The organism is Pseudomonas sp. S5F11 (assembly GCF_019641515.1).
Classification (GTDB): domain Bacteria; phylum Pseudomonadota; class Gammaproteobacteria; order Pseudomonadales; family Pseudomonadaceae; genus Aquipseudomonas; species Aquipseudomonas rhodesiae.
Window position 1 is genome coordinate 1,029,720 of sequence record NZ_JAIFJZ010000001.1, and the last position, 26,648, is coordinate 1,056,367.

21 protein-coding genes and 2 riboswitches are annotated in these 26,648 nt (G+C 62.8%); of the genes, 6 read left to right on the top strand and 15 right to left on the bottom strand.

Features of this window, described 5'->3' with window-relative positions; all coding sequences use genetic code 11:
• Nucleotides 1-10: 10 nt before the first annotated feature.
• The 9 genes from zapE to K1567_RS04545 form a co-directional block, all read right to left on the bottom strand.
• On the bottom strand, nt 11-1,123 hold the full coding sequence (gene zapE, locus K1567_RS04505; protein ID WP_034097062.1) for a cell division protein ZapE: 1,113 nt from the start codon (nt 1,121-1,123) through the stop codon (nt 11-13).
• Between the two features lie 15 nt (nt 1,124-1,138).
• On the bottom strand, nt 1,139-1,474 hold the full coding sequence (locus K1567_RS04510) for a nuclear transport factor 2 family protein (protein WP_034097061.1): 336 nt from the start codon (nt 1,472-1,474) through the stop codon (nt 1,139-1,141).
• A gap of 52 nt (nt 1,475-1,526) precedes the next feature.
• Nucleotides 1,527-2,243 carry a YafY family protein gene (locus tag K1567_RS04515; protein WP_034097060.1) on the bottom strand — a complete coding sequence of 239 codons (717 nt, stop codon included), beginning with the start codon at nt 2,241-2,243 and terminating at the stop codon, nt 1,527-1,529.
• 209 nt (nt 2,244-2,452) lie between these two features.
• Entirely contained in the window at nt 2,453-5,110 is a 2,658-nt protein-coding gene (gene pepN, locus K1567_RS04520; protein ID WP_220698179.1) for an aminopeptidase N, read from the bottom strand.
• 13 nt (nt 5,111-5,123) lie between these two features.
• Nucleotides 5,124-5,954, bottom strand: a complete 831-nt coding sequence (locus K1567_RS04525) for a DUF2797 domain-containing protein (RefSeq protein WP_220698180.1) — start codon at nt 5,952-5,954, stop codon at nt 5,124-5,126.
• Entirely contained in the window at nt 5,951-6,211 is a 261-nt protein-coding gene (locus K1567_RS04530) for a YeaC family protein (protein WP_034097057.1), read from the bottom strand. Before K1567_RS04530 ends, K1567_RS04525 begins: the two co-directional genes overlap by 4 nt.
• 13 nt (nt 6,212-6,224) lie before the next feature.
• Nucleotides 6,225-7,097 carry a rhomboid family intramembrane serine protease gene (locus K1567_RS04535; RefSeq protein ID WP_034113188.1) on the bottom strand — a complete coding sequence of 291 codons (873 nt, stop codon included), beginning with the start codon at nt 7,095-7,097 and terminating at the stop codon, nt 6,225-6,227.
• Nucleotides 7,094-8,068: a metallophosphoesterase gene (locus K1567_RS04540; RefSeq protein ID WP_162276718.1), complete on the bottom strand. Its 975-nt coding sequence runs from the start codon at nt 8,066-8,068 to the stop codon at nt 7,094-7,096. Before K1567_RS04540 ends, K1567_RS04535 begins: the two co-directional genes overlap by 4 nt.
• Nucleotides 8,065-8,955 carry an NAD(+) kinase gene (locus tag K1567_RS04545; protein WP_220698181.1) on the bottom strand — a complete coding sequence of 297 codons (891 nt, stop codon included), beginning with the start codon at nt 8,953-8,955 and terminating at the stop codon, nt 8,065-8,067. Before K1567_RS04545 ends, K1567_RS04540 begins: the two co-directional genes overlap by 4 nt.
• A gap of 144 nt (nt 8,956-9,099) precedes the next feature.
• Between K1567_RS04545 and K1567_RS04550 the strand changes: the two genes are divergently transcribed.
• Nucleotides 9,100-10,047, top strand: coding sequence for a DUF1853 family protein (locus K1567_RS04550; RefSeq protein ID WP_220698182.1), 948 nt, complete (start codon nt 9,100-9,102; stop codon nt 10,045-10,047).
• A 125-nt stretch (nt 10,048-10,172) separates the two neighbouring features.
• Here K1567_RS04550 and K1567_RS04555 read toward each other — a convergent pair whose 3' ends face one another.
• The 4 genes from K1567_RS04555 to cobW are packed head-to-tail and all read right to left on the bottom strand — an operon-like array spanning nt 10,173 to nt 16,653.
• Nucleotides 10,173-10,775, bottom strand: a complete 603-nt coding sequence (locus K1567_RS04555) for a VWA domain-containing protein (RefSeq protein WP_259445047.1) — start codon at nt 10,773-10,775, stop codon at nt 10,173-10,175.
• 53 nt (nt 10,776-10,828) lie between these two features.
• Nucleotides 10,829-11,827: an ATP-binding protein gene (locus K1567_RS04560; protein ID WP_220698184.1), complete on the bottom strand. Its 999-nt coding sequence runs from the start codon at nt 11,825-11,827 to the stop codon at nt 10,829-10,831.
• On the bottom strand, nt 11,824-15,588 hold the full coding sequence (cobN, locus tag K1567_RS04565) for a cobaltochelatase subunit CobN (RefSeq protein WP_220698185.1): 3,765 nt from the start codon (nt 15,586-15,588) through the stop codon (nt 11,824-11,826). The genes K1567_RS04560 and cobN overlap by 4 nt, the downstream gene beginning before the upstream one ends.
• A 3-nt stretch (nt 15,589-15,591) precedes the next feature.
• A complete protein-coding gene (gene cobW, locus K1567_RS04570; protein WP_034097050.1) occupies nt 15,592-16,653 on the bottom strand; it encodes a cobalamin biosynthesis protein CobW in 1,062 nt (353 codons plus the stop codon).
• A gap of 92 nt (nt 16,654-16,745) precedes the next feature.
• Nucleotides 16,746-16,945, bottom strand: a riboswitch (cobalamin riboswitch).
• A gap of 41 nt (nt 16,946-16,986) precedes the next feature.
• Nucleotides 16,987-17,195: riboswitch (cobalamin riboswitch) on the top strand.
• Between the two features lie 97 nt (nt 17,196-17,292).
• Between cobW and K1567_RS04575 the strand changes: the two genes are divergently transcribed.
• The 4 genes from K1567_RS04575 to cobM all read left to right on the top strand — a co-directional run bounded on the left by K1567_RS04575 (nt 17,293) and on the right by cobM (nt 19,391).
• Nucleotides 17,293-17,481, top strand: coding sequence for a CbtB domain-containing protein (locus tag K1567_RS04575; RefSeq protein WP_034097049.1), 189 nt, complete (start codon nt 17,293-17,295; stop codon nt 17,479-17,481).
• Nucleotides 17,482-17,492: 11 nt separating this feature from the next.
• The gene (locus K1567_RS04580) at nt 17,493-18,185 is read left to right on the top strand and encodes a CbtA family protein (RefSeq protein WP_034137919.1); all 693 of its coding nucleotides are present in this window, start codon (nt 17,493-17,495) and stop codon (nt 18,183-18,185) included.
• Nucleotides 18,182-18,574 (top strand): cobalamin biosynthesis protein, encoded by a 393-nt coding sequence (locus K1567_RS04585; protein ID WP_034097047.1) that lies wholly within the window; start codon nt 18,182-18,184, stop codon nt 18,572-18,574. The genes K1567_RS04580 and K1567_RS04585 overlap by 4 nt, the downstream gene beginning before the upstream one ends.
• A 70-nt stretch (nt 18,575-18,644) precedes the next feature.
• Nucleotides 18,645-19,391 (top strand): precorrin-4 C(11)-methyltransferase, encoded by a 747-nt coding sequence (gene cobM / locus K1567_RS04590; RefSeq protein ID WP_220698186.1) that lies wholly within the window; start codon nt 18,645-18,647, stop codon nt 19,389-19,391.
• 341 nt (nt 19,392-19,732) lie between these two features.
• Here cobM and nfuA read toward each other — a convergent pair whose 3' ends face one another.
• On the bottom strand, nt 19,733-20,317 hold the full coding sequence (nfuA, locus tag K1567_RS04595; protein WP_034097045.1) for a Fe-S biogenesis protein NfuA: 585 nt from the start codon (nt 20,315-20,317) through the stop codon (nt 19,733-19,735).
• Between the two features lie 93 nt (nt 20,318-20,410).
• Nucleotides 20,411-22,705 carry a fatty acid cis/trans isomerase gene (locus K1567_RS04600; RefSeq protein ID WP_220698187.1) on the bottom strand — a complete coding sequence of 765 codons (2,295 nt, stop codon included), beginning with the start codon at nt 22,703-22,705 and terminating at the stop codon, nt 20,411-20,413.
• 165 nt (nt 22,706-22,870) lie between these two features.
• On the opposite strand from K1567_RS04600, the gene metH reads away from it, so the two are divergent.
• Complete coding sequence (gene metH / locus K1567_RS04605) at nt 22,871-26,581, top strand: methionine synthase (protein WP_034097043.1); 3,711 nt, start codon at nt 22,871-22,873, stop codon at nt 26,579-26,581.
• Nucleotides 26,582-26,648: the final 67 nt, after the last annotated feature.

A 26,648-nucleotide genomic window follows, 5' to 3' on the forward strand; every position in this document is an offset into this window, starting at 1 on the left:
GTGGCTTTTCCTACGGGGTCGCGCCGAAACGCTGTAGCTGCATTTCCCGTAAGCGGCTCAAGGTTCGACGGAACGGAAATTCCAGGTAGCCCTCGGTGTAAAGGCGCTCCAACGGGACGCGGGCTTCGATGAACAGCGGCACCTTGCGGTCGTAGCATTCATCCACCAGGGCGATAAAACGCCGCACGCTGTCATCGTGCACCGACAACGCCGGCAGTTCGCGATCACCGGCCAGCACGCGCTGGGCACCGTCTTCGGTGCCACGGGCAATCCGGCCAGGCCGCTTGCGGGCACTCAACTCAGGGACTTCGCCGAGCAGGATGGCGCTGTAGCGATCGCACAGCAGCATAAAGTCCATCGCCGCCAAGGGTTGTTCGCACAGATCGGCGTAACGGCACCACAGCACACGGTCGCTGGCGCGCACCGCAACGATGCGGCGATGCCCGACGTCAATCAGCCCACTGACCACCGCCTGCCCTGCGGCCAGACGTCCAAATACTTCGGCCAACGCCTCCGGCTGGTTGACCCAGTAACGCTGCAGGCCGACGCCAGGGTGCAGACGGTGATCCTCTTCACCGTCCACCGCCACCACCTGCATATGCCGCTTGAGTGCGGCGATGCCCGGCAGGAAGCGCTCGCGGTTGAAACCCTCGGCATACAACTGATCGGGCGGCTGGTTGGAGGTGCAGACCATCACCACACCCGCCTCGAACATGACCTGGAACAAACGGCCCAGGATGATCGCATCGCCGATATCGTTGACGAACAATTCATCGAAGCACAGCACTCGCACCTCACGACTCAGCTCATGCGCCAGAGCCTGCAATGGGTCGGGTGTGCCACTCAATTGGAACAGACGCTGATGCACCCAGCCCATAAAGTGATGAAAATGCTGGCGCCGCGCGGGGACACGCAGGCTTTGATAGAACTGGTCCATCAGCCAGGTTTTACCGCGCCCCACCGGGCCCCATAAGTAAACCCCGTTGATCGGCGCGCAGCCCTGATGCAGGGCCTGATGGCAGGCTTGCAGGGCCTCGACCGCGCGGCGCTGGGCGGCGTCGGTCACAAAGCCCTGCTGGGTGATGGCGTGTTGGTAGGCCGCTAGAGGCGAGTCGAAAGTCATGCCCGCCAGTATGACCTACACGGAAATATCCAGGCGTGAAATCTTTCCCTGCTCATTCAAGCGAAAGGTGTAGCGCAACTCCAGCGGGCTGCCCGGAAAATTACCGGTTACCACGTTGCTGACCAGCACCTTACCCGTGCGATGCTGCACCTTAAGCACTTCGACCCGCGGCTGGTAGCGCTGGGCCGTGTCCTCCATCCAGCGCGCAATGGCGGCGGTGCCGACCTGATGCTGGCCTTCATCGAACACGTTGGCGTCTTCGGCAAAACATTGGGCCACCACCGAGATGTCGCGGCTATTGGTCGCTTCGATATAGGTGGCGATGGCCGGGGCCAGTTCGTTAAGGGGCATGGCACAACTCCTGTCGGTTGATTTTGTAAGGCCATGCTAAGCCAGCGTTGTGTCAGTTTTTGTCAGGAGTGAAACGGCCGCTGTCATCCTGTTCCATCAGCTTGCGCCAGGCCCGCAACCAGTCACTGCGGCGGCCCGGATAGCGTTCTCCACGGGCCTCGGCGCTGGCCACGCGGTCGGTGCGAAAAGTGCGATAGGCGCCGCGTAACTCGCACCAGGCGACGACCACCCGCACCTCATTCAGAAAGCCCAGGGCCAGCGGCCAGATCAGGCGCTGGCTTTGGGTTTGACTGGCGTCCGCGTAATCGATGTGCAGCTTGCTCTGCTGGCTGATCGCCTCGCGAAACACATTGAGCGGCACGCGGTTTTCCGGATAGCCGAACCCCGGCGGACCCGGCAACAGGGTCGGGTTGCGCAAGGCTTCTTGAGCGGCAGGGTCCAGCACATCGGCGATTTTCGCCAAGGCGTTGGCGGCGGCACGACTGAGCACGTCATCGCCACGCTGATCCACATAGCGCAAACCCAGCACGATCGCCTCGGTTTCCTCGGCGTTGAGCATCAAGGGCGGCAAGAACAGGCCGCTGCGCAACACGTACCCTACCCCGGCCTCGCCGAAAATCGGCGCGCCCAGCGCGGTCAACTCAGCGATGTCGCGGTACAGCGTGCGCTCGGACACCTCCAGCTGCGCCGCCAGCGCGGCCGCCGTGACCGGGCGCTTGCGCCCACGCAGGGCCTGCAGCAAGGTCAGTAAACGAGTGGTGCGGGACACGTTGATGGCTCAGGGGGAAAAGATGCCGCAGTTTAGCACCTGCTACTGACAGAACTTGTCAGTAGCAAATGCCTGCGGTTTGCTGAGGTGTTGCGGTGTTTTGATAGGGCTGCTTCGCAGCCCGGCGCGGGGCAAGCCCGCTCACCACAAAAAAAGCCTGCTCATCTCAGTAAGGGGTGAGCGAACGGGGATGACAACGCACCGGTCCCTTACGCCAGGCTCTTGCTGACCACTTCGTACACATCGCTGGACAACTCGCCGGACGCGAGGATGCGCTCCAGCTCGGCCTTCATCAGCGCCTGGCGCGCGCTGTCGTACTTGCGCCAGCGGGTCAGCGGTGCCAATTGGCGCGACGCGATTTGAGGGTTGAGGACGTTCAACTGGATCACCAGGTCCGCCAGGAAGCGGTAACCGGAACCGTCCGCGGCGTGGAAGTTGATCAGGTTCTGCCCGGCAAAGGCGCCGATCAGCGCACGCACCTTGTTCGGGTTCTTGATCGTGAACGCCGGGTGCTCCATCAACGCCTTGACCCGCGCCAGGCCGCCCGGCAGTGTGCTGCCCGCCTGCACGCTGAACCACTGGTCCATGACCAGCGGGTTGTCCTTGAAGTTCTCGGCGAACACCGCCAGCGCCTGGGCTTTTTCCGCCTCGAACGGCGAGTTGACCAGCACCGCCAACGCCGTCAGCCGCTCAGTCATGTTGTCGCAGGCGTCGAACTGTTCCAGGGTCGCCGCCAGCACTTCGGACTTGGCGCTGAGCATCAGGTAGGACAGCGCAATGTTCTGCAAGGCACGTCGCGCAAAGTGTTCGGCCGAGGCCACATAAGGGGTCTGGCGCGACAATTCGCGATTGGCCTGATAACGCAGCCACAGGGTGTCGAACAAGTGGTCGGCCAGCTGCTTGCGCGCAAATTCGCGGGCGGCATGGATGGCGTCCACGTCCGCCACGTCGCTGATCTCGGTGAGATAGGCTTCGCTCGGCAACGAGAGCATTTCCGCGACCATGGCCTGGTCGAGGGTTTCGTCCGTCAGCACCGTGCGCAGCGCGTCAATCAGACGCTGATCCAACTGCAGCGGCTGACCGGCCTGATGCTGGCCGATCAGCTCCTGCAACACCTGCACCGACAGTTGCTGCCCGGCATCCCAACGGTTGAAGCCGTCGCTGTCGTGCTGCATCAGGAACATCAGTTGATCACGGCTGTAGGGGAAGCTCAGCTTCACCGGCGCCGAGAAGCCGCGCAGCAGCGACGGCAATGGCTGCTCTGGGATATCGACGAAGGTGAAGGTCTGCTCGGCTTGCGTCACCGACAGCACGCGGGAGGTGCCAGCGGCTGCGGCCTCGCCTGCCAGGCGCAGCGGCAGGTCGGCGCCCTCGCCGTCCAGCAAGCCCAGTGCCACCGGGATCACGAAGGGAAGTTTTTCCATCTTGTCCGGAGTCGGCGGGCAGCTCTGGCGGAACGTCAGGCTATAGGTGTTGGCGGCAGCATCGTAGGACTCGCTCACCGCCAGGCGCGGCGTGCCGGCCTGGCTGTACCAGCGTTTGAACTGGCTGAGATCCACGTTGTTGGCGTCTTCCATGGCCTTGATGAAGTCATCGCAGGTCACGGCCTGGCCGTCGTGGCGTTCGAAGTACAGGTCACTGCCTTTGCGGAAGCCTTCGGCCCCGAGCAAGGTGTGGATCATGCCGACTACTTCCGAACCCTTTTCATACACGGTCAGGGTGTAGAAGTTGGAGATCTCGATAAAGCTGTCCGGGCGCACGGCGTGAGCCATGGGGCCGGCGTCTTCGGCGAACTGATGAGTGCGCAGGTAGGCCACATCCTGGATGCGCTTGACCGTGGCCGAGTTCATATCGGCGGAGAAGCCCGAGTCACGGAACACCGTGAAACCTTCCTTGAGCGACAGCTGGAACCAGTCGCGGCAGGTCACGCGGTTGCCCGACCAGTTGTGGAAATACTCGTGGGCGACAATCGCTTCGACCCGCTGGTGCGCGGCGTCGGTAGCGGTCTCGGCGCGGGCCAGCACGGCGCTGGAGTTGAAGATATTGAGGCCCTTGTTCTCCATGGCGCCCATGTTGAAGTCATTGACCGCCACGATCATAAAGATGTCGAGGTCGTACTCGCGGCCGTAGGTTTCTTCGTCCCAGCGCATGGATTTTTTCAGGCTGGTCATGGCGTGCTGGCACTTGTCGATGTTTTCCGGCTCGACGTAGATGCGCAGCGCCACTTCACGCTGGGTCATGGTGGTGAAGCTGTCTTCGACGCACCACAGGTCGCCGGCCACCAGGGCGAACAGGTACGCAGGTTTCTTGAATGGGTCTTCCCAGGTCGCCCAGTGACGGCCGTCTTCACCGGGGCCGCTGGCGATCGGGTTGCCGTTGGAGAGCAGCACCGGGTAGCTGTGCTGTTCGGCGATCACCGTGGTGGTGAACCGGCTCATCACGTCCGGGCGGTCGAGGTAATAGGTGATCTTACGAAAGCCCTCGGCTTCGCATTGGGTGCAGAACATGCCGCCGGATTTGTACAGGCCTTCCAACGCGGTATTGGTTTCCGGGTGGATGCGCACGCTGGTGTCGAGCGTGAAGCTGTCGTGGGTCGGGTGCAGGGTCAGGTGGCTGTCGGTCAACTGGTAGTCAGCCTCGGTCAGTTCCTTGTCGCCCAGGTTGACGCTCAGCAGCTCCAGTTGCTGCCCATCCAACACCAGCGGCGGCAGGCCGGCGCCGCGCTCGGGATTGCGGCGCATCACCAACTGCGCGTGGACCAGGCTGTGGTCCTCGAACAACTCGAAGGTCAGGTGCGTCTCGTCGATCAGGTAGTCCGGCGCCTGATAGTCCTTGAGGTAGATCATCTTGGGTTGTTCGGTGCGCATGGTGGGCATCCTTCTACTGATGCACGGCGAGCTGGTAGGCCGTGTACTTGCGAATATTGATAACGCCTGTGTCGAAGATCAGGTATTGGCCTTTGATCCCCAGCAGCGTGCCTTCGGCAATTGGGTTCTTGTCCAGGTTGAAGCTGACAATCTTGACCGGATACTGCTCGACCGGGTAGCGGATTTCAATCGGTTCGATGTCGGCAATGGTTTGGATGGCCTGTAGGCCAAAGCGTTCCTGCAACCCCTGCAAGCCCTCGGCACAGGCGGCGAATAGCTCGTCGCGCACCTGCTTGAGGTTCACGCTGACCGCGTCGCCCTTGAGCAATGCCCGCCAATTGGTCTTATCGGCCACCTGGCTGCGAAACAAGTCTTCGACAAAACCGGACTGCTGGCGCGTGGCCACGCGCATGATCGGTAACGCTTGACTGGCGCCCTGATCGAGCCAACGCGTCGGCAGCTGGGTGGCGCGGGTGATGCCGACCTTGATCCCGGAGGAATTGGCCAGGTACACCACGTGGTCGGTCATGCAGAACTGCTCGCCCCAGCTCGGATCGCGGCAAGTGCCAGCGTCGTAATGGCAGCGCTCGGGGCTCATGATGCACAGGTCGCACTGGGCCAGTTTGGTCATGCACGGGTAGCAATAACCTTGGCTGAAACTGGTCTTGGTCTTGCGCCCGCAATGGCTGCAATGAATGGCACCGAGGTATTCCAGGCGCACGTGGGTGCCAATCAACGGGTTGACCGGCACTTCGGTATCGCCCAGACGAAACGCATATTGAACGGTCGGCTCACCGAGTTTCGCCGACATTTTGCTGACTGCACCGCGACCGATTTCAATCAATGGATCGCGTCCGACTTGAACAGGATATTCGGCACGGTGGTCGACTTCGACTGGCATTCCTGCGGGCCCATGTAGCCGGTGCGCTGGTCTTCCGGCAGGTTCTGGATTTCCCAGGCGATCATCGCCTGCAACGACAACTCGCGCTGCTCGGCGGTGAGTTTGCGGCCGTCGGACCATTTACCGATTTCCACGGCGAGCTTGAGGCTCTGGTAGATGTCCGGGGTGATGTTTTCGATCATTTCAGCAAAAGAGGACATGGAGGCTCTTCCTTTAATTAATTGGCGTTTTACGGCGGCTGTAGAGCCCGCCCAGCAGGCCGGTGAAGCAACCGATCACAAGCCCGCCCACATGGGCCGCGTTGGCGATTTCGCCGAAGCCGATCATCGAGACCAACCCCGACAGGCACAGCACCAGCCACACCAGCATCATCGCCAGCACCCCACGGGGCAGGCGATAGGCCGGGTTGGGCGACAACAGTTGATAGATCCAGCAATGCCCGAGCAGGCCATACAACACGCCGGACAACCCGCCAAACAGGCCCGGGCCGCCGTAGGCGTATTGCGCGTAGTTGGAAACCAGGCTGAACAGCAGAGTCAGGCCAAGCAGGTTGATACTGCCCTGGCGCGCTTCGATGCGCCGGCCCAGTTCCCAGTACCACATGCCATTCATGGCCAGGTGCAGAATGCCGAAGTGCAACAGCATCGGCGTGACCAACCGCCACCACTGCCCCGACGCCAGGCTGTCGGCCAAAGGGGTGAACTGAATGTAGTCGCCCAGTACTCGGAACGGCAGAAAGCTCAGCCAGCTCATGGCCTGCAGGTTGTCGCCCAGCAGGGTCAACGCGCCCACCACCAAGCTCGCCAGCAGCACCAATGCGGTCACTGGGCTATGCCGCACTTGCTGGAGGAAACCGGGACGGGTCACGGGAGCCTGTTCGGGAATGTCCAACTGCTGGTCTGGATCGCCGGCCGGGAAGCGTTGATACAACACACGTACGTCATCGCTGATGCTTTCCGGCACCCACAACACTTGCTCACCGGCCTCTTCGCTGACGCGATGGGGCACTTGCATGCGTTGCAGCAATTTGACGAAACCACCCAGGTCGACGCTCAGCGGCAAGCGTAATACGGCCACGGTACTCATAGGATCACCTCCGGCCGCTCGACATCGACCCACACGAACTTATGCGGGTCCAAGCGAGTTTCCTGGTCCAATCGATAGGCCACCAACTTGCCATACAGCACCGCGCTGTAATCCAGACAGGCCAAGTTGGGGCGAATCGGCGCCGGTTTGCCACTGCGCCAGTAGTGGCCGACGAACAGCAACGGCTCGTCGGCGCCATAGCGCAGCAGGGAGTTCTTTTCATGGGGCGATAACGGCGTGCGCGCCACCGGCTCGGGCAGCGCATCGGGTTGGAACACGATGTCGCCGTAGGTCTTGGGGTCGTCTTCCCAGAACTTGGTGCGGAAGAACGAGCGCGTCAGGCCGTCGCCGCCGGTCAGCGTCAGGCCGTCGGGCAGGCGCATATCGGTGCCGCGCAACAGGCGGTCAAAGGCATTGCAGGCAAAACTGCCAGGCACGGCGGCGGCCTGCAGGAAGTGCGGGTCGATGCAACCATCCGGGAATGTGGCGCGCAGCGGCTGGATAAAGCTGTCGTCCCAGCACGCATGCACCACGCGGAAACGCCCGGCATCGACAAACAGCGGCATGTCGTAGAACCAGCCGAGGAAGTCGTGCCAGTCGGCCGGATGCTGCTCGAACTGGGTCAGGGTTTCGTGGATCAAGCGCTCATGCCGTGGGGTGTGCTCGCGCACGTACTGCTTGCCACTGCCCGGCGGCGCCGGCGTGGCCCAGCCCAGGGCATTGAACTCGTGATTGCCCATGATGCACAGCGCCTGGCCGGCTTCGGCCATGTCGTGGACGATATGCAGCGCTTCGCGGATGCGTGGGCCACGGTCGATGATATCGCCGAGGAACACCGCCATGCGCGACGGATGGCGCCAGGTGCCGGCCTGTTTGTGATAACCCATCTGGTCGAGCAAGTGCTCAAGGGTATGTGCGCATCCGTGCACGTCTCCAATCAGGTCGTAGCTACGCGCGGGATCGAGCATCAGTCGCCTCCACCCCCCAAGCGGCTGCCCCAGCCCAACTTGGTGCGGCACACTTCGTAGTAGTTGTGATCCAGCGGGTGGATCAAGCGCAACTTCTGTGCCTTTTTGCTCACGGTGATGGTGTCACCGGGGGCGCAGGTGAAATGGTTCTGCCCGTCGCAGGAGACTTGCGGGTAGATCTGCATGTCTTTGGACACCACGATTTTCAGCTCACTGTTGCCATCGACCACAATCGGTCGGCTGGACAACATATGGGGATACATCGGCACGATCACAATGGCATCGAGCTTGGGGTGCATGATCGGGCCGCCGGCGGACAGCGCATACGCGGTGGAGCCGGTGGGCGTGGCGACGATCAGGCCGTCGGCTTTCTGGCTGCACACGAACCGGCCGTCGATATACAACTCGAATTCGATCATGCGGGTGGACTTGCCAGGGTGCAGCACCACATCGTTGAGCGCATCACCCTGACCGATGGCTTCGCCATGGCGACGCACTTCGGCTTGCAGCAGGAAACGGTTTTCCACCAGGTATTGGCCGTCGAGCACCTTGGCCACTTCGACTTCCAGCTCATCGGGGCGGATATCGGTGAGAAACCCCAGACTGCCCCGGTTGATCCCCAGCACCGGCACGTTATGCCGCGCCAGCGCCCGGGCTGCGCCCAGCAGGCTACCGTCGCCGCCGACCACAATCACCATGTCACATACTTCGCCGAGCATCTTGCGCGATGAGGTCTGTAGGCCGTGGCCCGGCAGGATTTCGGCGATGGTGTCTTCGAGGATCACATGCAGGTGGCGCTCGAGCAGAAACTTCTTAAGCCGGCGGACGGTGTCCAGCACCTGGGTACTGCCCAGGCGACCGATAATGCCGATATTGCGAAATTGCTCCATGGGGCTCCTGCGGGATTGGGGTGTGGCGAAAAACCCCGATTATGGGCGAAAGGCCGCGCCAGGCAAAATCCTTTGTCGCCGCGAAGCCTTGATGACAACGGTTCTCAGCCCCCTTCTGCGCGGTTAAACGGCTATGCTCGGACCATGACTGTGTTCCCCGATCTACTCAACCTGCCCCGCCAACTGCGCCACCCGGAGGTGCGCGACTTGGCGTGGGTGATCCTCGCCCCGCCGATGCTAGCCCGCGCGCCCTGGCCGCAGCGTCACCCGCTGGCCGGCAGTGACTGGGTGCAAGCGCCGGATCGGCTCGCCCACTGGCTGCGCAGTCTCGACCAGGACAGCCGGGCCTTGCAGCACTGGTTGAGCCTGTCGCGCACGCGGCGCTTGGGGCTGTACTACGAGCGCTTGTGGCAATTTGCCGTGCAGCATGCGCCGGGCGTGGAACTGCTGGCCGCCAACCTGCCGATCCGCCGCGCCGGGCATACCCTCGGTGAGTTGGACATGCTGCTGCGCGACCGCGACGGCGTGCATCACCTGGAATTGGCGATCAAGCTCTATCTCGGCCCGCAGCACGGCAACGGCCAGGACACCGCACAATGGCTGGGCCCCGGCTGTCACGACCGCCTCGACCGCAAACTGGCGCACCTGGCCCAGCATCAACTGCCGATTTCAGCGCGGGCCGAGAGCCGCGAAGCTTTGGCGGCGTTGGATATTCAGCAGTTCGACGCGCACTTGTGGCTGGGCGGGTATCTGCTCTACCCCTGGCCCGGCCTGGCCGAACCACCGACGGGCGCGCACCCTCAGCACCTGCGCGGGCGTTGGTTGCATCAGCGCGATTGGCGGGATTTTGTCGCGGTCAGCGCGCCCGGACGCTGGCAACCCCTGCCCCGCCATGCGTGGCTGGCGCCGGCGCACTACCCGGCGGACGAGGTGTGGAGCGAGGAACAGATGCAGGCCTGGCTGGCCGACCTTGATCCAATGGCGCCCGCGCAGTTGCTCGTGCGCATGGTGCAGAACGGCGGGGATTGGGAGGAAGCCGAGCGCTTGTTTCTGGTGGCCGATCTTTGGCCGAATGTGCCGGGGGCTGGTTGATGGCGGGTGTGGTGTATGTGAGTGCGTCATCGGGAGCAAGCCCCCTCCCACACTGACCGCATTCCAAAGGGTGTACTCGATCAAATGTGGGAGGGGGCTCGCCCCCGATGGCGGTGGTACCGCCACTACACCTCATCGATATGCCGGTAATCCAACTGCAACCCAGCCGCCAACTCCTGGGCCCGCCCCAGCCTGATCGGCCCGCGCTCGATATCCACCAGCAACCCCGCACACGCCAATAACGGCAACCCGCCGATGTCCTTGAGCCGCCCATCCGTAATCACCAACACACGCTGCTGCTCAGCCGGATACCGCTTGCGTCGCGCCACCATCCAATGCTGCGCCTCGGTCAGCGCCGCCAGCAACGGCGTACCACCGCCCGCGCCCAACTGGTCCAGCCAGCCGGCCAGGTTTTTGGCTGCTTTCATCCCCTGAACCTGCCACTTCGGCGCCTGGCCGCTGGCGGTCAACAAGGCCATGCGTGCGCGTTGCCGGTAGGCGTCGTCAAACAGCTGGGCGAGCAACCCCTTTGCGTCGGTTAATGCACGATGCCGCCGGGTGGACGCCGACGCATCGACGATCACCAGCCACAACTCGTGGGCCGCGCGACTGCGCAGGTGGTAGCACAGGTCTTCACGGGAATGCGGCCGGCCGCCGAGCAAAGTACCGGGCCAGTTGATCGAACCCTGCCGGGCACTGCGCGCCTTGCCTTGCCTGCCGTTGTCCAGTCGCCCGACCTTGGGGCGGGCATCCGTCCCCGCGTCAGGTCGGGGGCGGATGCCTAGGGCTTTTTTGGCCAGGTGGGCACGTCTCGACGAGTGCCGGTAGGCAGGGCCGGCGCGGGCATATCGCCCCATTGGCCTTGAGCGGGCGAGCTGTCCGAAGGTTTCGGCGACTGTGCCTGGCTGGGTGGGCTGGCCGGTGGAGATGGTTCCTGGCGACGATGGCGCAAGGCAGGTTCCGCGACGGCTTCGATGTCCTCTTCGGCAATCTCATCCGCGCCCCGCCACGCCGCATGGGCCCGAGCGCCGCGCAGCCAGACCAGGTCAGCACGCAAACCATCGACACCGGCGGCAAAGCAGCGCTCGGTAATCTGCGCCAGGGCCTGATCATCCAGCTCGATACTGTCCAGCCGCGCCCGCGCCTGAGTGCAGCGCTCGCGCAACGCTGCCTGCTGTTCGGCCCACTTGGTGCAGAAGGCGGCGGGATCGCTGTCGAAATCCAGGCGACGCCGGAGGATCTGCCCGCGCTCGGCCGGCAAGGTCTGCCCGCTTAACGCCACATTGAAGCCGAAGCGGTCCAGCAGTTGAGGGCGCAACTCGCCCTCTTCCGGGTTCATGGTGCCAACCAGTACAAAGCGCGCCGAATGGCGGTGGGAAATGCCGTCGCGCTCGATCAGGTTGGTGCCACTGGCGGCCACGTCCAGCAGCAGATCCACCAGATGATCCGGCAGCAAATTCACTTCATCCACATACAGCACACCGCCATCGGCCTTGGCCAGCACGCCCGGGGAAAACTGCGCACGCCCCTCGCCCAGCGCGGCGTCCAGATCCAAGGTGCCCACCAAGCGTTCTTCGGTGGCCCCAAGCGGCAACGTCACGAATTGACCGCTGGCCAACAGATCGGCCAGGCCACGGGCCAGGGTGGACTTGGCCATGCCGCGCGGACCTTCGATCAGCACGCCGCCGATCTTGGGATCGATAGCCGCCAGGCACAGCGCCAGTTTCAGGTCATCGGCGCCGACCACGGCGGACAGTGGGAAATGGGGAATATCGGTCATTGACTGTCTTCTTCTATATCCAGCAACAGGTTTTCCAAGGCGTCACGGTAAGCACCTGGCGCCTGCCAGAGGCCGCGCTGCTGGGCTTCGAGCATGCGCTCGGTCATGTCGCGCAATGCGTCGGGGTTGTGTTGCTGCACGAACGCCCGGGTGTCGGGGTCGAGCAGGTAGGCATCGGCGAGCAAGGCATATTGATGATCGTCAATCAGCGCCGTGGTGGCGTCGAAGGCGAACAGATTGTCCACGGTGGCCGCCATCTCGAACGCGCCTTTATAGCCATGACGCTTCACCCCTTCGATCCACTTGGGGTTGGCGGCGCGGGCGCGGATCACCCGGTTCAGCTCTTCCTTCAAGGTGCGAATCTTCGGCAGGTCCGGCTGGCTGTGGTCACCGTGGTAGCTGGCGGCTTTGTCGCCGCTCAGGGTTTCCACGGCGGCGAGCATGCCGCCCTGGAACTGGTAATAGTCGTTGGAATCAAGCAGGTCGTGTTCGCGATTGTCCTGATTCTGCACCACCGCCTGCACCTGGCTCAGGCGCTGGGCAAACTGCTCACGGGCGGCGGTGCCCTCGTCGGACCCGCCATAGGCGTAGCCACCCCAGTTCAGGTAGACCTCGGCGAGGTCCGCACGGCTTTGCCACAAACGCCCATCAATCGCGCCCTGCACCCCAGCGCCATAGGCCCCCGGCTTGGCACCGAAGATGCGCCAACCGGCCTGTTTCGCTGCCGCGTCGTCGTCCAGCCCGGATTGACGCAATGCCTCGCGCTCGCTGCGCACCTTGGCGGCAAGCGGGTTCATATCGTCCGGTTCGTCCAGCGCTGCCACCGCCTGCACCGCCGCGTCGAACAGGCGGATCAGGTTGGCGAAGGCATCACGGAAGAATCCCGACACGCGCAAGGTCACATCGACGCGCGGGCGATCCAGCAGGCTGATCGGCAGGATCTCGAAGTCGTCCACCCGCTGGCTGCCGGTGGCCCAGACCGGGCGCACGCCCATGAGCGCCATGGCCTGCGCGATATCGTCGCCGCCGGTACGCATCGTGGCGGTGCCCCATACCGACAGGCCGAGCTGACGCAGGTGATCGCCATGATCCTGCAAGTGCCGCTCCAGAATCAGATTGGCCGACTGGAAGCCGATACGCCAGGCCGTGGTGGTGGGCAGGTTGCGCACATCCACGCTGAAGAAATTGCGCCCGGTGGGCAGCACATCCAGGCGCCCGCGACTCGGCGCACCGCTGGGCCCCGCCGGCACGAAGCGACCGCTCAGCGCATCCAGCAAGCCGCGCATTTCCGCCGGGCCGCAGGCGTCCAGGCGCGGCGCGACGACACTGCGCAGGTTGTCGATCACTGCACTCACCTCTTCCCAGCCCGGTGCCTGCAATACCGCCAGCGGGCCGTCCAAGGCTTGCTCAATCAACTGCGCCGCATACAGCTCCAGGCGCTCGCGGGTATCGCCAGCGGTGCGCCACGGCTGACTATCAATGCCTTGCAGCACCTCGGGGCGCCGCCCGGTCCAGAGTTCGGCCAGGGCGCAGTCCAGCGGGTCGAAGCCCAGCGCGAAGGCCTTGGCCAACACGCGCAGCAGGCTCGATTGCGCGCCACGCCCGTCGCCGCGCGGAATGCGCAGCAAGGCCAGCAATGTGTCGATGCGCAAACGGCCCTGGGGCGATTCGCCAAAGATGTGCAAGCCGTCGCGAATCTGAGATTCCTTGAGGTCGCACAAGTAGGTGTCCAGGCGCGGTAGCCAAATCGCGGCATCGGCATCGCCGTCCAGCTGCAATTCCTGGTCGATGCGGGTTTCGCGCACCAGTTTGAGAATGTCTTTCTGCAACTCGCGGGCGCGGCGTGGGTCGAGCAGTTGCGCTTCGTAATACTCGTCCGCCAGCAGCTCCAGGTCGCGCAGCGGACCGTAGGTTTCGGCGCGGGTCAGCGGTGGCATCAGGTGATCGATGATCACCGCCTGGGTACGACGTTTGGCCTGGGCGCCCTCGCCCGGGTCGTTGACGATAAACGGATAGATGTTCGGCAGCGGCCCCAGCAATGCATCCGGCCAGCAGTGCTCCGAGAGGCCCACGCCCTTGCCCGGCAGCCATTCCAGGTTGCCGTGCTTGCCGACGTGGATCACGCCATGGGCGCCATAGGTATGGCGCAACCAGAAGTAGAACGCCAGGTAGCCATGGGGCGGCACCAGGTCCGGGTCGTGGTACACCGCGCTAGCGTCCACCTGATAGCCGCGCGCCGGCTGGATACCGACAAAGGTCAGGCCCAGGCGCAAGCCGGCAATCATCAGGCGGCCATCGCGGCACATCGGGTCTTGCTGCGGCGCGCCCCAACGCTGCAACACGGCTTGGCGGTTGGCTTCGGGCAAGCGCAAGAACAACGCCTCGTACTCGTCCAGGCCCAGGCTCTGGTGGCAAGGGCGCAGGTCCAGGGTGTCGAGGTCGTTGGTCACGCCACCGAGCAGTTCATGGATCAACGCCGTGCCGCTGTCGGGCAGTCGATCCGGCAGCGGATAGCCCTCGGTTTGCAGCGCGCGCAGGATATTCAGCGCCGCCGCCGGAGTGTCCAGGCCGACGCCGTTGCCGATGCGACCGTCACGGGTCGGGTAGTTGGCCAGCACCAGGGCGATGCGTTTTTCCGCATTCGGCACCCGCGCCAGCTCGACCCAGCGCCGCGCCAGTTCGGCGACGAAATCCATGCGCTCGGGCGCGGCGCGATAGCACACCACGTCGGACTGGCTGCGCTCGCTGCGCCAGGCCAAATCCTTGAAGCTGATCGGCCGGCTGATGATGCGCCCGTCCAGCTCCGGCAAGGCAATGTGCATGGCCAGGTCACGGGGCCCCAGGCCCTGTTCGCTGGCCTCCCAGCCGGGCTGGTTGTCCTGGGCGCAGATCGCCTGGATCACCGGGATATTGCGCCGAAACGGGCGTAAATGCGGCGCCTCCGGACTGGATTGAGCAAAGCCGGTGGTGTTGAGAATGACCGCCGCGCCGACCTCGTCCAGCAGATCCTCGACCACCGTCAGGCAGCCAGGCTCTTTCAAACTCGCCACCGCCATCGGCAACGGGTTAAGCCCCGCCGCCTGCAGACGCTGGCAGAACACATCGATAAAGCAGGTATTGGCCGCCTGCAGATGGGAGCGATAGAACAGCACCGCCGCCACCGGCCACTCGGCGCGCCAATCCGCCTGCCAATCGCTCAAGCGCGGGTTGGCGTGGCGCGGGTGATAAATCGCCGTGCGCGGCAAGGTGTGCGGCTCGGCCCAGGCATAGTCACGGCCCAGGTGAGCGCTGGCCAGGCAGCGATAGAAATCCAGCGCATTACCCAACCCGCCCTGGCGCAAGAACTGCCACAGGCGGTCGCGCTGTTCGGGGTCAACCGTGCTCAGGCCGCTGAGTTCCGGGTCCGGGCGATCATCCCCCGGCACCAGAATCAACGTCACCCCACGCTCGGCCAGCTCCACCAGGCGCTCGACGCCATAGCGCCAGTAACCGATACCGCCGTGCAGCGAAATCAGAATGACTTTCGCGTGGCGCAGCACCTCGTCGACGTACAGGTCCACCGAGGCATGGTTCTGCACCTGCATGGGGTTGGCCAGGCGCAGGCTGGGGTAGTCGTCGGGCAGTTGCCGGGCTGCTTCGGCCAGTAGCGCCAAGCTGGAATCGCCGCTGCACAGGACCACCAGTTCGGCGGGCGTCTGGCCAAGGTCGGCAATATTGTCGTCCGCGACAAAACCGCCGGGCTGAGTCCTGAGCAGGTGCATGGGTTAAACGCTGAGCGCGGCGCGCAGTTGCGCTTCGAGGCCGGCGGCGTCCAGGTCCTGACCGATCAGCACCAGGCGCGTGGTGCGCGGCTCGTCGGCCGTCCAGGCGCGGTCGAAGTGTTTGTCGAAACGGGTGCCCACGCCCTGAATCAGCAGGCGCATCGGTTTGTTGGGGATAGCGGCGAAACCTTTGACGCGCAGGATGCCGTGCTGCACCACCAATTGCGTCAGGGCGTCGAGCAGCAGCGCTTCGTCGGCCTGTGGCAGATCAATGGAGATGGAGTCGAACGCGTCGTGGTCGTGATCGTCTTCACCTTCGTGGTGATGATCGTGATGGCTGTGACGCGCGTCGATGTGTTCCTCGGAGCCTGCGCCCAGGCCGATCAGTACCTCCAGGGGCAAGCGACCGCTGCTGGCTTCGACGATCTTCACCGCCGGCGGCAGTTCTTCGGCGACTTCCAGGCGCACACGGGCCAGGTCATCGGGGCTGATCAGGTCGCACTTGTTGAGGATCACCAGGTCGGCGCTGGCCAGTTGGTCGGCGAACAGTTCGTGCAGCGGCGATTCGTGGTCCAGGTTCGGGTCGAGCTTGCGCTGAGCGTCGACCTGATCCGGGAACGCAGCAAAAGTGCCGGCGGCCACGGCTGGGCTGTCGACCACGGTGATTACCGCGTCAACCGTGCAGGCGCTGCGGATTTCCGGCCACTGGAAGGCTTGGACCAAGGGTTTTGGCAGGGCCAGGCCCGAGGTTTCGATCAGGATATGGTCGAGGTCGCCACGGCGCGCCACCAATTCGCGCATCACCGGAAAGAACTCTTCCTGCACGGTGCAGCACAGGCAGCCGTTGGCCAGCTCATACACGCGGCCGTTGGCTTCTTCCTCGGTGCAGCCGATGGAGCACTGTTTGAGGATCTCGCCGTCGATGCCCAACTCACCGAACTCGTTGACGATCACCGCAATGCGACGGCCCTGAGCGTTGTCGAGCATATGGCGCAGCAACGTGGTTTTGCCCGAGCCGAGGAAGCCGGTAACGATGGTGACGGGAAGTTTGGCCAGTGTTTTCATCGGATGCCCTTGGGGGCGGGCATACGGGACGATAGGCCCTGCGCAGGCGCGCAGCAGCGGATTTCGTCACCGGATCACCCCGCCCGGTTGAATTAAAAAATCGGTGACGAGGCAGGTCTCCTGGCTTGGGGCGTTCGGGTCGCAAGACCGGCGCTGACTGCGCCTTCCCGCCTGATGGCAGTGGCGTGGCAGTCAACTGAACCCTTCACAGTTGCGGGGGCAGCCGCGGCTTGGACCGCGTTCCCTTCTTAGCTTCGACCTGGGCCGAAGAACCTCGAAGGTGCAAGGCTACAGGGGGATGGTGAATTTGACTACCGCTGCTCTGCATGCTTTCCTACAGGCCTTGTTTCGGGTGCCCTTCACAGGGTGAAACGGGAAACCGGTGCGCCATCTTGCGATGGTCAGTCCGGTGCTGCCCCCGCAACGGTAAGCGAGCGAAGCGTCACGGCCACTGTGCTTGAGCATGGGAAGGCGACGCTTTAAGGGTTCTTGGCAGAGCCCCCTCGCAAGCCCGGAGACCGGCCCGAAAAAATCAGATAACAAACCCGCGGTGGGCGGGCGCTGTTCAAACCCTGCGGGTCCGGCTCGCGGGGTTTTTATGCGCACGTCCCCACCCCAGACACCTGAAAGGGACGCGCCATGTCGATCATCAGCAGCACTTCGCCCGCCACCAGCGGCACCACTACCCTGAGCCAACGCCTGACCGCCGCCATCGGTGCGTCGATCCTCGGCGCGTGCCTGGTGTACTTCGCCGGCTTTTCCCACATCGAGGCGGTGCATAACGCCGCCCACGATACCCGCCACAGCGCCGCGTTCCCGTGCCACTGAGACCTGCCGAGATGATTAAGCGTATTGCGCAAACCGCAGGATTCACTGGCCTGCTGGCCGCCCTGCTGCTGACACTGCTGCAAAGCTTCTGGGTGGCTCCGCTGATTTTGCAGGCCGAGACCTTCGAGCAGGCACCGGCAGCCCATGAACACGCCGCCGGTACGGCCGCGCATACCCACGACGCAGAGGCCTGGGAGCCGGAAGATGGCTGGCAGCGCGTGCTGTCGACCACCGCCGGCAACCTGGTGGTGGCCGTCGGTTTTGCCTTGATGCTGGCCGGTCTCTACACCCTGCGCGCCCCGACCCGCACGGCTCAGGGCCTGCTGTGGGGCTTGGCCGGTTATGCGACTTTCGTGCTGGCACCCACCCTGGGCCTGCCGCCGGAACTGCCGGGCACCGCAGCGGCTGACCTGGCGCTGCGTCAGACCTGGTGGATCGGCACCGCCGCGTCCACCGCGGCCGGTATCGCCCTGCTGGTGTTCGGTCGCAACGCGCTGCTCAAGGTCCTGGGCGTGGCGATCCTGGTAGTGCCCCATGTGATTGGCGCGCCACAGCCGGCAGTGCATTCGATGCTGGCGCCGGAGGCGCTGGAAGCGCAGTTCAAAATTGCTTCACAGCTGACCAACATGGCGTTCTGGCTGGCGTTGGGCCTGATCAGCGCGTGGTTGTTCCGGCGTAACCGCGACAGTCATTACGCGGCATGAGCCTCGTCGCCGGTCTGGGCTGCCAGCGAGGTTGTGAGGTTCACAGCCTGTTGGCGCTGCTGGATGAGGCATTGGCCGAAGCAGGCGTCGAGCGCCGGCAGCTCACTGCACTGGCGAGTATCGATCTGAAACACGCTGAACCAGGGCTGCTGGCATTGGCCACAGCCTTGGACCTGCCCTTGTGCTGCTTTAACGCCCAGCACTTGGCGGCATATGAAGGTCGGCTGAGCCACAAATCTGCCGTGGCTTTTGCCCATACCGGCTGTTACGGCATTGCCGAAAGCGCCGCGCTGGCAGCGGCCGAACAGCTCGACGCAGCCCCTGCCAGACTGCTGATCACCCGCCGCAAAAACGCCCGTGCCACCGTGGCATTGGCCTGCACGGGTTAAAAACCCGATAATCGCCCTCCCCGATCATGAACAATCTTCATGCTCGTCCGTTTTTTCACAGGAACGCTCCATGACCGTCTACTTTATCGGCGCCGGCCCCGGCGACCCGGAATTGATCACTGTCAAAGGCCAGCGGTTGATCCGCAGTTGCCCGGTGATTATCTACGCGGGGTCACTGGTCCCGGCGGCGGTGCTGGAGGGCCATCAAGCCTTACAGGTGGTCAACAGCGCTGAGCTGCACTTGGAACAGATCATTGAATTGATCCAGACCGCCCACGCCAATGGCTTCGATGTGGCGCGAGTCCACTCCGGCGACCCGAGCCTGTATGGAGCCATCGGCGAGCAGATTCGCTGCTTGCGTGAACTGGGCATCCCATTCCAGATCATCCCCGGCGTGACTGCCGTTGCCGCTTGCGCGGCCTTGCTGGAAACCGAACTGACCCTGCCGGACATCGCCCAGAGCGTGATCCTGACGCGCTACGCCGACAAGACCCCCATGCCCGCCGGCGAGGACTTCGCCAGCTTGGCTCGACATGGCACCACCATGGCGATTCACCTGGGGGTCAACCATCTGGAAAAGATCGTCGCCGAACTGCTCCCACACTACGGTGCGGATTGCCCGATCGCCGTGGTGCATCGCGCAACCTGGCCAGATCAGGATTGGGTGACAGGGACGCTGGGGGATATTGCCGAGAAAGTCGTTGCCAAAGGGTTTCGGCGCACGGCGTTGATTTTAGTGGGTCGGGTGTTGGCAAGTGACTGCTTCAGTGAGTCGTCGTTGTATCGGGCGGGGCATGTGCACCTTTATCGAACTTGATAAATAACCTTACCAATTAGATATAAGCTTTTGATTTAGTTTATTTTTATAGAGGCGTATCAGTTGGCGGCTTAGTTGCTGATCCGGCGCTATCGGGGGCAAGCCCCCTCCCACATGAAGCAACCTCGCAGCGTCCAGTGAACGCGGTCTACTGTGGGAGGGGGCTTGCCCCCGATAGGGACTTCCAGTAGTTGAAGGCCACGCTGACTCACTACAATCTTAGGCAAGCCTTTTCATCACTTAATCTGATTTATGAGATAAATATCTCAACCAACTGAATTTAAACCAAAAAAAACGGCGCTCACGGGGCGCCGTTTTTTTGTTCGCAGCGAACGCCTTACTCAGTAGTAGGCGTTTTCTTTCTGCGTATGGTCGGTCACGTCACGCACACCCTTGAGCTCCGGGATACGCTCCAGCAAGGTGCGCTCGATGCCTTCCTTCAAGGTTACGTCGGCCTGGCCGCAGCCTTGGCAGCCGCCGCCGAACTTCAACACAGCGATGCCATCTTCGACCACGTCGATCAGGCTCACCTGACCGCCGTGGCTGGCCAGTCCTGGGTTGATCTCGGTTTGCAAGTAGTAGTTGATGCGCTCGTTCACCGGGCTGTCGGCGTTGACGTTCGGCACCTTGGCGTTCGGCGCCTTGATGGTCAACTGGCCGCCCATACGGTCGGTGGCGTAGTCCACCACCGCGTCGTCGAGAAACGCTTCGCTGAAGCTATCGATGTATGCGGTGAAGCTTTTCAGCCCCAGGGCAGTGTCTTCAGGTTTCTCTTCACCGGGCTTGCAGTAGGCAATGCACGTCTCGGCGTATTGGGTGCCGGGCTGGGTGATAAAGACGCGGATGCCGATGCCTGGGGTGTTCTGCTTGGACAGCAGGTCGGCCAGGTAATCGTGGGCGGCGTCGGTAATGGTTATGGCAGTCATGGAAACTCCTCACAGGCTTGCCGGCAGTTTACGCCAAATCATTACAGAGTTACAAAGTCCCAGTATTTTTGTCGGAAAAGCCGGTCACGTAGGTCAGAGGTTTTGATAACGATTCATGTCCAACACGCCCTCTTCCAGTGGAGTGGTCTCGTGGAGGTAGCGCGACAGGTCGTGGAAATACGCCCAGAACTGCGGATGGCTGCGACGCACGCCCCAGTGATCGACGATCTTCTCAAAGCTCTCGGCGTCCTGGGCCTGCTCCATGCGGGAGACGAACTCCGGCACGTCCCCGGCGGGAATATTGAACATAAAGTTCGGGTAGCTGCTCATCACCCCAGGGTAGACCGTCAGCGTGTCCAGCCCCGGCTGGTAGCGGTACGCCTCCCCTAGCAGGAACGCTACGTTACTGTGGGCACGGTTGCGCAACAGGCTGTAGACCTCACGTTTGCCGCTTGGGGTTTCCACGCGCAGCATCGTGGCTTCGGGCAATTGATTGATCACTTTGAGCCCAGCCGCCGGGCGCGATGCAAGGCGGCTCAGGGCCTGGTCGACGTCCTGCAGCACCGGATCGATGCCCTCACGCGAGCAGTACGCGCCGGTACAACGATTGATCGGGTCAGGGCTGACGTTCAAGTCGCCGTAGCGGGCGAGCAACTGCTGGGCGAAATCGCGTTTCGGGTCCTTCTTATCCAGGTGCAGGCCAGTGGGCTTATCATCGTCGATGGCTTCGTAGTCCAGCCAAAGCTTGAGCTTGCCGCTGTTCTGGTACCAGTCGTCGAGGTAGTCCTCGCGAGAGTCCGCCGGCATCAAGCGCAGGAAGTTCTGCTCGGCGCCATTGCGGATCAGGTCGAAATACAGGCGAGTCTGGGCCTGGTGCGAGACATTGCCGAACACATCGAAATTGACCACCAACTGGTAATAGGTGCGCTCCAGCAACGGGTAATCGAACAGCCACATCGTCTGCGGCACCTCGCCGATCAGGCCCTTATTGACCGACGCGCTGTCGAAGTGACGGAAGATGCTCAACAGCGCATTATCATTACCGGCCCACAGGGTCGACCAACTGGGCGCCGGCAGGTCTGCGTAGCTGTCGCGGCGCAGGGCTTCGTACTGGTTGCGTTTGTCGCGGTATTTGAGCCACAGGCTAAGCACGCTGCCCACGTCATCGTTCTGCCCCGGCATCGCCAGCAACGGTGTGGCTTGGCCGCGATAGCGCGCATCGGTGATGTACAGGTCATGGTCCGGGGCCTGGAACAAAGCCCAGAAGTTATCGCGGATCACGTCCGTGGCGATCTGCCCACGGCACACCGGCCCGCGAATAAAGGTACGCACGAAGTATTCGGCGTTATCCAACATGAACTGATAGCGCGCCTGGGCCGGGATCGCCTCAAAGGTCTCGAACGGGTTGGCACGCCGCCCTGGGCCGTAGCCCGGTAACGCGCTGACCTGCCAGTCGCTGCCATAAAACAAGGCTTTGATCCGCGCCATTTTCTGCGCACTGAGCGGATAGGTGATGTGGGTTTTATGCACGATCACGCCCTGGATCGGCCACAAACGGTAGTAAATCCGCGTGCCCGGGTCGTCGTTGGGGCGACGGGTGTTGATCAGGTCAATCGGTTGGCCGCTGGGCGTGCGCGAGCGCACCCACTGAAAGAAATGCCCCGGCTCACCGCCCTCGAAGTACAGATGGGCGATAAACAGGTGCTCGAACAGCCAGCGCGCCACCAGGCTTTCGCGGGCGCCGGGGGCGTTGAGCAGGTTTTCCCATTGCAGCACCTGCGCCGCTTCGCGGGCACTGGGTGCCACGCCTTGCTCGTCGATGGGCGCCCCGGAGGCCAGCCAGCGTTGCAGTGTCTGGTATTGCTGGTCGGTCAGCCCGGTGACCGCCAGCGGCATGCCTTCATTGGGATGGGCGCCGGCATAGGCGTCGAACTCCCCCGGCAAGGGGCACATGTTTTCACGATTGAGGCCCAGCACAATGTCGTCGGGCAGCTTGCCATTGGGCTGCAAGGGCGTGCGACGATGTCCCAGCTCCAGCATGCGCGCCATCAAGGCAGCCTGACTGCCCTGGGCATCCAGCACCGAACTGAACCCCTCGCGCTGCCAGGCGGCCTTGCCGAAGGCGTCATAGAACAGACGGGTCGGCTTGGTTGCCTGGCTGCGTTCGCCATCGTAGACCGGTACTTTGCTCGCGCCCCGCGCCGCACCTTCGCCACTGCCCAGGTTCAACTGGCAGGCGGAGTCGTAGCACGCATGGCAGGCCACGCACTTCTCGGTGAAAATCGGTTGGATATCGCGGGTGTAGGAGATTGCCGGAACGGGACTCTGGGCGTGGACGGTGCTGGCGAGCAAGGCCAATGCGGCGCAGACGAGTGAACGAAGTAACATGGATCGGTCCCGATTCAAGGGGTACGCTGAAAAATTGCCGGTGATTCTACCGGGCCATGCCTGCTGGCAACATGAACGATATTCATGCAAAACCCAGGCATGCTCCAAATCCGCACAGGTTTGCTATGATCCACGCCCTCCGTAATGCCTGACCAGAGTAGTCCCATGTCCGATCGTAGCGCTCGTCTGCAAGCTCTTCACCACGCCCTCAAGGAACGCATCCTGATCCTCGACGGCGGCATGGGCACGATGATCCAGAGCTATAAACTGGAAGAACACGACTACCGTGGCAAACGTTTCGCCGACTGGCCCAGCGACGTCAAGGGCAACAACGACCTGCTGGTGATCACCCGCCCCGACGTGATCGGCGGGATCGAAAAGGCTTATCTGGATGCCGGCGCCGACATCCTCGAAACCAACACCTTCAATGCCACGCGGATTTCCATGGCCGACTACGGCATGGAAGAACTGGCCTATGAGCTGAACGTCGAAGGCGCACGCCTGGCGCGCAAGATTGCCGATGCCAAGACCGCCGAGAACCCGGACAAGCCGCGTTTTGTCGCCGGTGTACTGGGCCCGACCAGCCGCACGTGCTCGCTGTCGCCCGACGTGAACAACCCCGGCTACCGCAACGTAACCTTCGATGAACTGGTGGAGAACTACACCGAGGCCACCAAGGGCTTGATCGAAGGCGGCGCCGACCTGATTCTGATCGAAACCATCTTCGACACCCTCAACGCCAAAGCCGCGATCTTCGCCGTGCAAGGGGTGTTCGAGGAACTGGGCCTTGAGCTGCCGATCATGATATCCGGCACCATCACCGACGCTTCCGGCCGGACTCTGTCGGGCCAGACCACCGAAGCGTTCTGGAACTCGGTAGCCCACGCCAAGCCGATTTCCGTGGGCCTGAACTGCGCCCTCGGGGCCAGCGAACTGCGCCCGTACCTGGAAGAGTTGTCCAACAAGGCCAACACCCATGTGTCCGCGCACCCCAACGCCGGCCTGCCCAACGAATTCGGCGAGTACGACGAGTTGCCGGCGCAGACCGCCAAGGTCATCGAAGAATTCGCCCAGAGCGGCTTTCTCAATATCGTCGGCGGTTGCTGCGGCACCACGCCGGGCCATATCGAAGCCATCGCCAAGGCCGTGGCCGGTTATGCGCCGCGCGTGATCCCGGACATTCCCAAGGCATGCCGCCTGTCGGGGCTGGAGCCGTTCACCATCGATCGCAACTCGCTGTTCGTCAACGTCGGCGAACGCACCAACATCACCGGTTCCGCCAAGTTCGCCAGGCTGATCCGTGAGGACAACTACACCGAAGCCCTGGAAGTCGCCCTGCAGCAGGTGGAAGCCGGCGCCCAGGTGATCGACATCAACATGGACGAGGGCATGCTCGATTCGAAGAAGGCCATGGTGACCTTCCTCAATCTGATTGCCGGCGAGCCGGACATTTCCCGCGTCCCGATCATGATCGACTCCTCCAAGTGGGAAGTGATCGAGGCCGGCCTCAAGTGCATCCAGGGCAAGGGCATCGTCAACTCCATCAGCATGAAGGAAGGCGTCGAGCAGTTCATCCACCACGCCAAACTGTGCAAGCGCTACGGCGCGGCGGTGGTGGTGATGGCGTTCGACGAGGCCGGCCAGGCCGACACCGAAGCGCGCAAGAAAGAAATCTGCAAACGCTCCTACGACATTCTGGTCAATGAAGTGGGTTTCCCGCCGGAAGACATCATCTTCGACCCGAACATCTTCGCGGTCGCCACCGGTATCGAGGAACACAACAACTACGCGGTCGACTTTATCAACGCCTGCGCCTACATCCGCGATGAGCTGCCGTATGCGCTGAGTTCCGGCGGTGTGTCCAACGTGTCGTTCTCGTTCCGCGGCAACAACCCGGTGCGCGAGGCGATCCACTCGGTGTTCCTGCTGCATGCGATCCGCAATGGCTTGACCATGGGCATCGTCAACGCCGGCCAGTTGGAGATCTACGATCAGATCCCCGCCGAGCTGCGCGACGCGGTGGAAGACGTGGTCCTCAACCGCACCCCGGACGGCACCGACGCCCTCCTTGCCATTGCCGACAAATACAAGGGCGATGGCAGCGTCAAGGAAGCCGAGACAGAAGAATGGCGCGGCTGGGACGTCAACAAGCGTCTGGAGCATGCGCTGGTCAAGGGCATCACCACCCATATCGTCGAAGACACCGAGGAATCGCGGCTGTCGTTCGCGCGCCCGATCGAAGTGATCGAGGGCCCGCTGATGTCCGGCATGAACATCGTCGGCGACCTGTTCGGCGCTGGCAAAATGTTCCTGCCCCAGGTGGTGAAATCCGCCCGGGTGATGAAACAGGCCGTGGCCCACTTGATCCCCTTTATCGAGCTGGAAAAAGGCGATAAGCCAGAAGCCAAGGGCAAAATCCTGATGGCTACCGTCAAAGGCGACGTGCACGACATCGGCAAGAACATTGTCGGTGTGGTATTGGGTTGCAACGGCTATGACATCGTCGACCTGGGTGTGATGGTGCCGGCGGAGAAAATCCTGCAAGTGGCCAAGGAACAGAAGTGCGACATCATCGGGCTGTCGGGGCTGATCACGCCGTCCCTGGACGAGATGGTGCATGTGGCGCGCGAAATGCAGCGCCAGGACTTCCACCTGCCGCTGATGATCGGCGGCGCCACCACCTCCAAGGCACACACGGCGGTGAAGATCGAACCCAAGTACAGCAACGATGCAGTGATCTATGTGACCGACGCCTCTCGCGCGGTGGGCGTGGCTACGCAACTGCTGTCCAAGGAATTGAAGGCTGGTTTTGTCGAGAAAACCCGCCAGGACTACATCGAAGTGCGCGAACGCACCTCCAACCGCAGTGCGCGCACCGAGCGCCTGAGCTACGCGGCCGCCATCGCCAAGAAGCCGCAGTTCGACTGGGCCAACTACACCCCAGTGACGCCGACTTTCACTGGCGCCAAGGTCCTGGACAATATCGACCTGAGGGTGCTGGCCGAATACATCGACTGGACGCCGTTCTTTATTTCCTGGGACCTGGCGGGCAAATTCCCGCGCATCCTCACCGATGAAGTGGTGGGCGAAGCGGCGACCGCGCTGTACGCCGATGCCCAGGCCATGCTCGATAAGTTGATCAACGAAAAACTCATCAGCGCCCGTGCGGTGTTCGGTTTCTGGCCGGCCAACCAGGTCGACGAGGATGACCTGGAGGTCTACGGCGACGATGGTCAGCCCCTCGCCAAGCTGCATCACCTGCGCCAACAGATCATCAAGACCGACGGCAAGCCGAACTTCTCCCTGGCCGACTTCGTCGCCCCCAAGAACAGCGGCGTGACCGACTACATCGGTGGCTTTATTACTACCGCTGGCATCGGCGCCGAAGAAGTGGCCAAGGCGTACCAGGACGCCGGCGACGACTACAACTCAATCATGGTCAAAGCCCTCGCCGACCGCTTGGCCGAAGCCTGCGCCGAGTGGCTGCACCAGCAGGTGCGCAAGGAGCACTGGGGTTACGCCAAGGATGAACAACTGGACAACGAGGCGCTGATCAAAGAGCAGTACAGCGGCATCCGCCCTGCCCCCGGCTACCCTGCGTGCCCGGACCACACCGAGAAAGCCCAACTGTTCCAACTGTTGGACCCCGAAGCCCGCGAAATGCACGCCGGGCGCAGCGGTGTGTTCCTTACCGAGCACTATGCGATGTTCCCGGCAGCGGCCGTCAGCGGCTGGTATTTCGCCCATCCCCAGGCGCAATACTTTGCCGTGGGCAAGATCGATAAAGACCAAGTCGCCAGCTATACCGCACGCAAGGGCCAGGATCTGACCGTGACCGAACGCTGGCTGGCGCCGAACCTGGGCTACGACAGCTAAACCTGGCGTGCTTTCAAATTTGGCCGATTGTCTATGCTGTCCCTCACACACTGAGTGTCGAGGGACC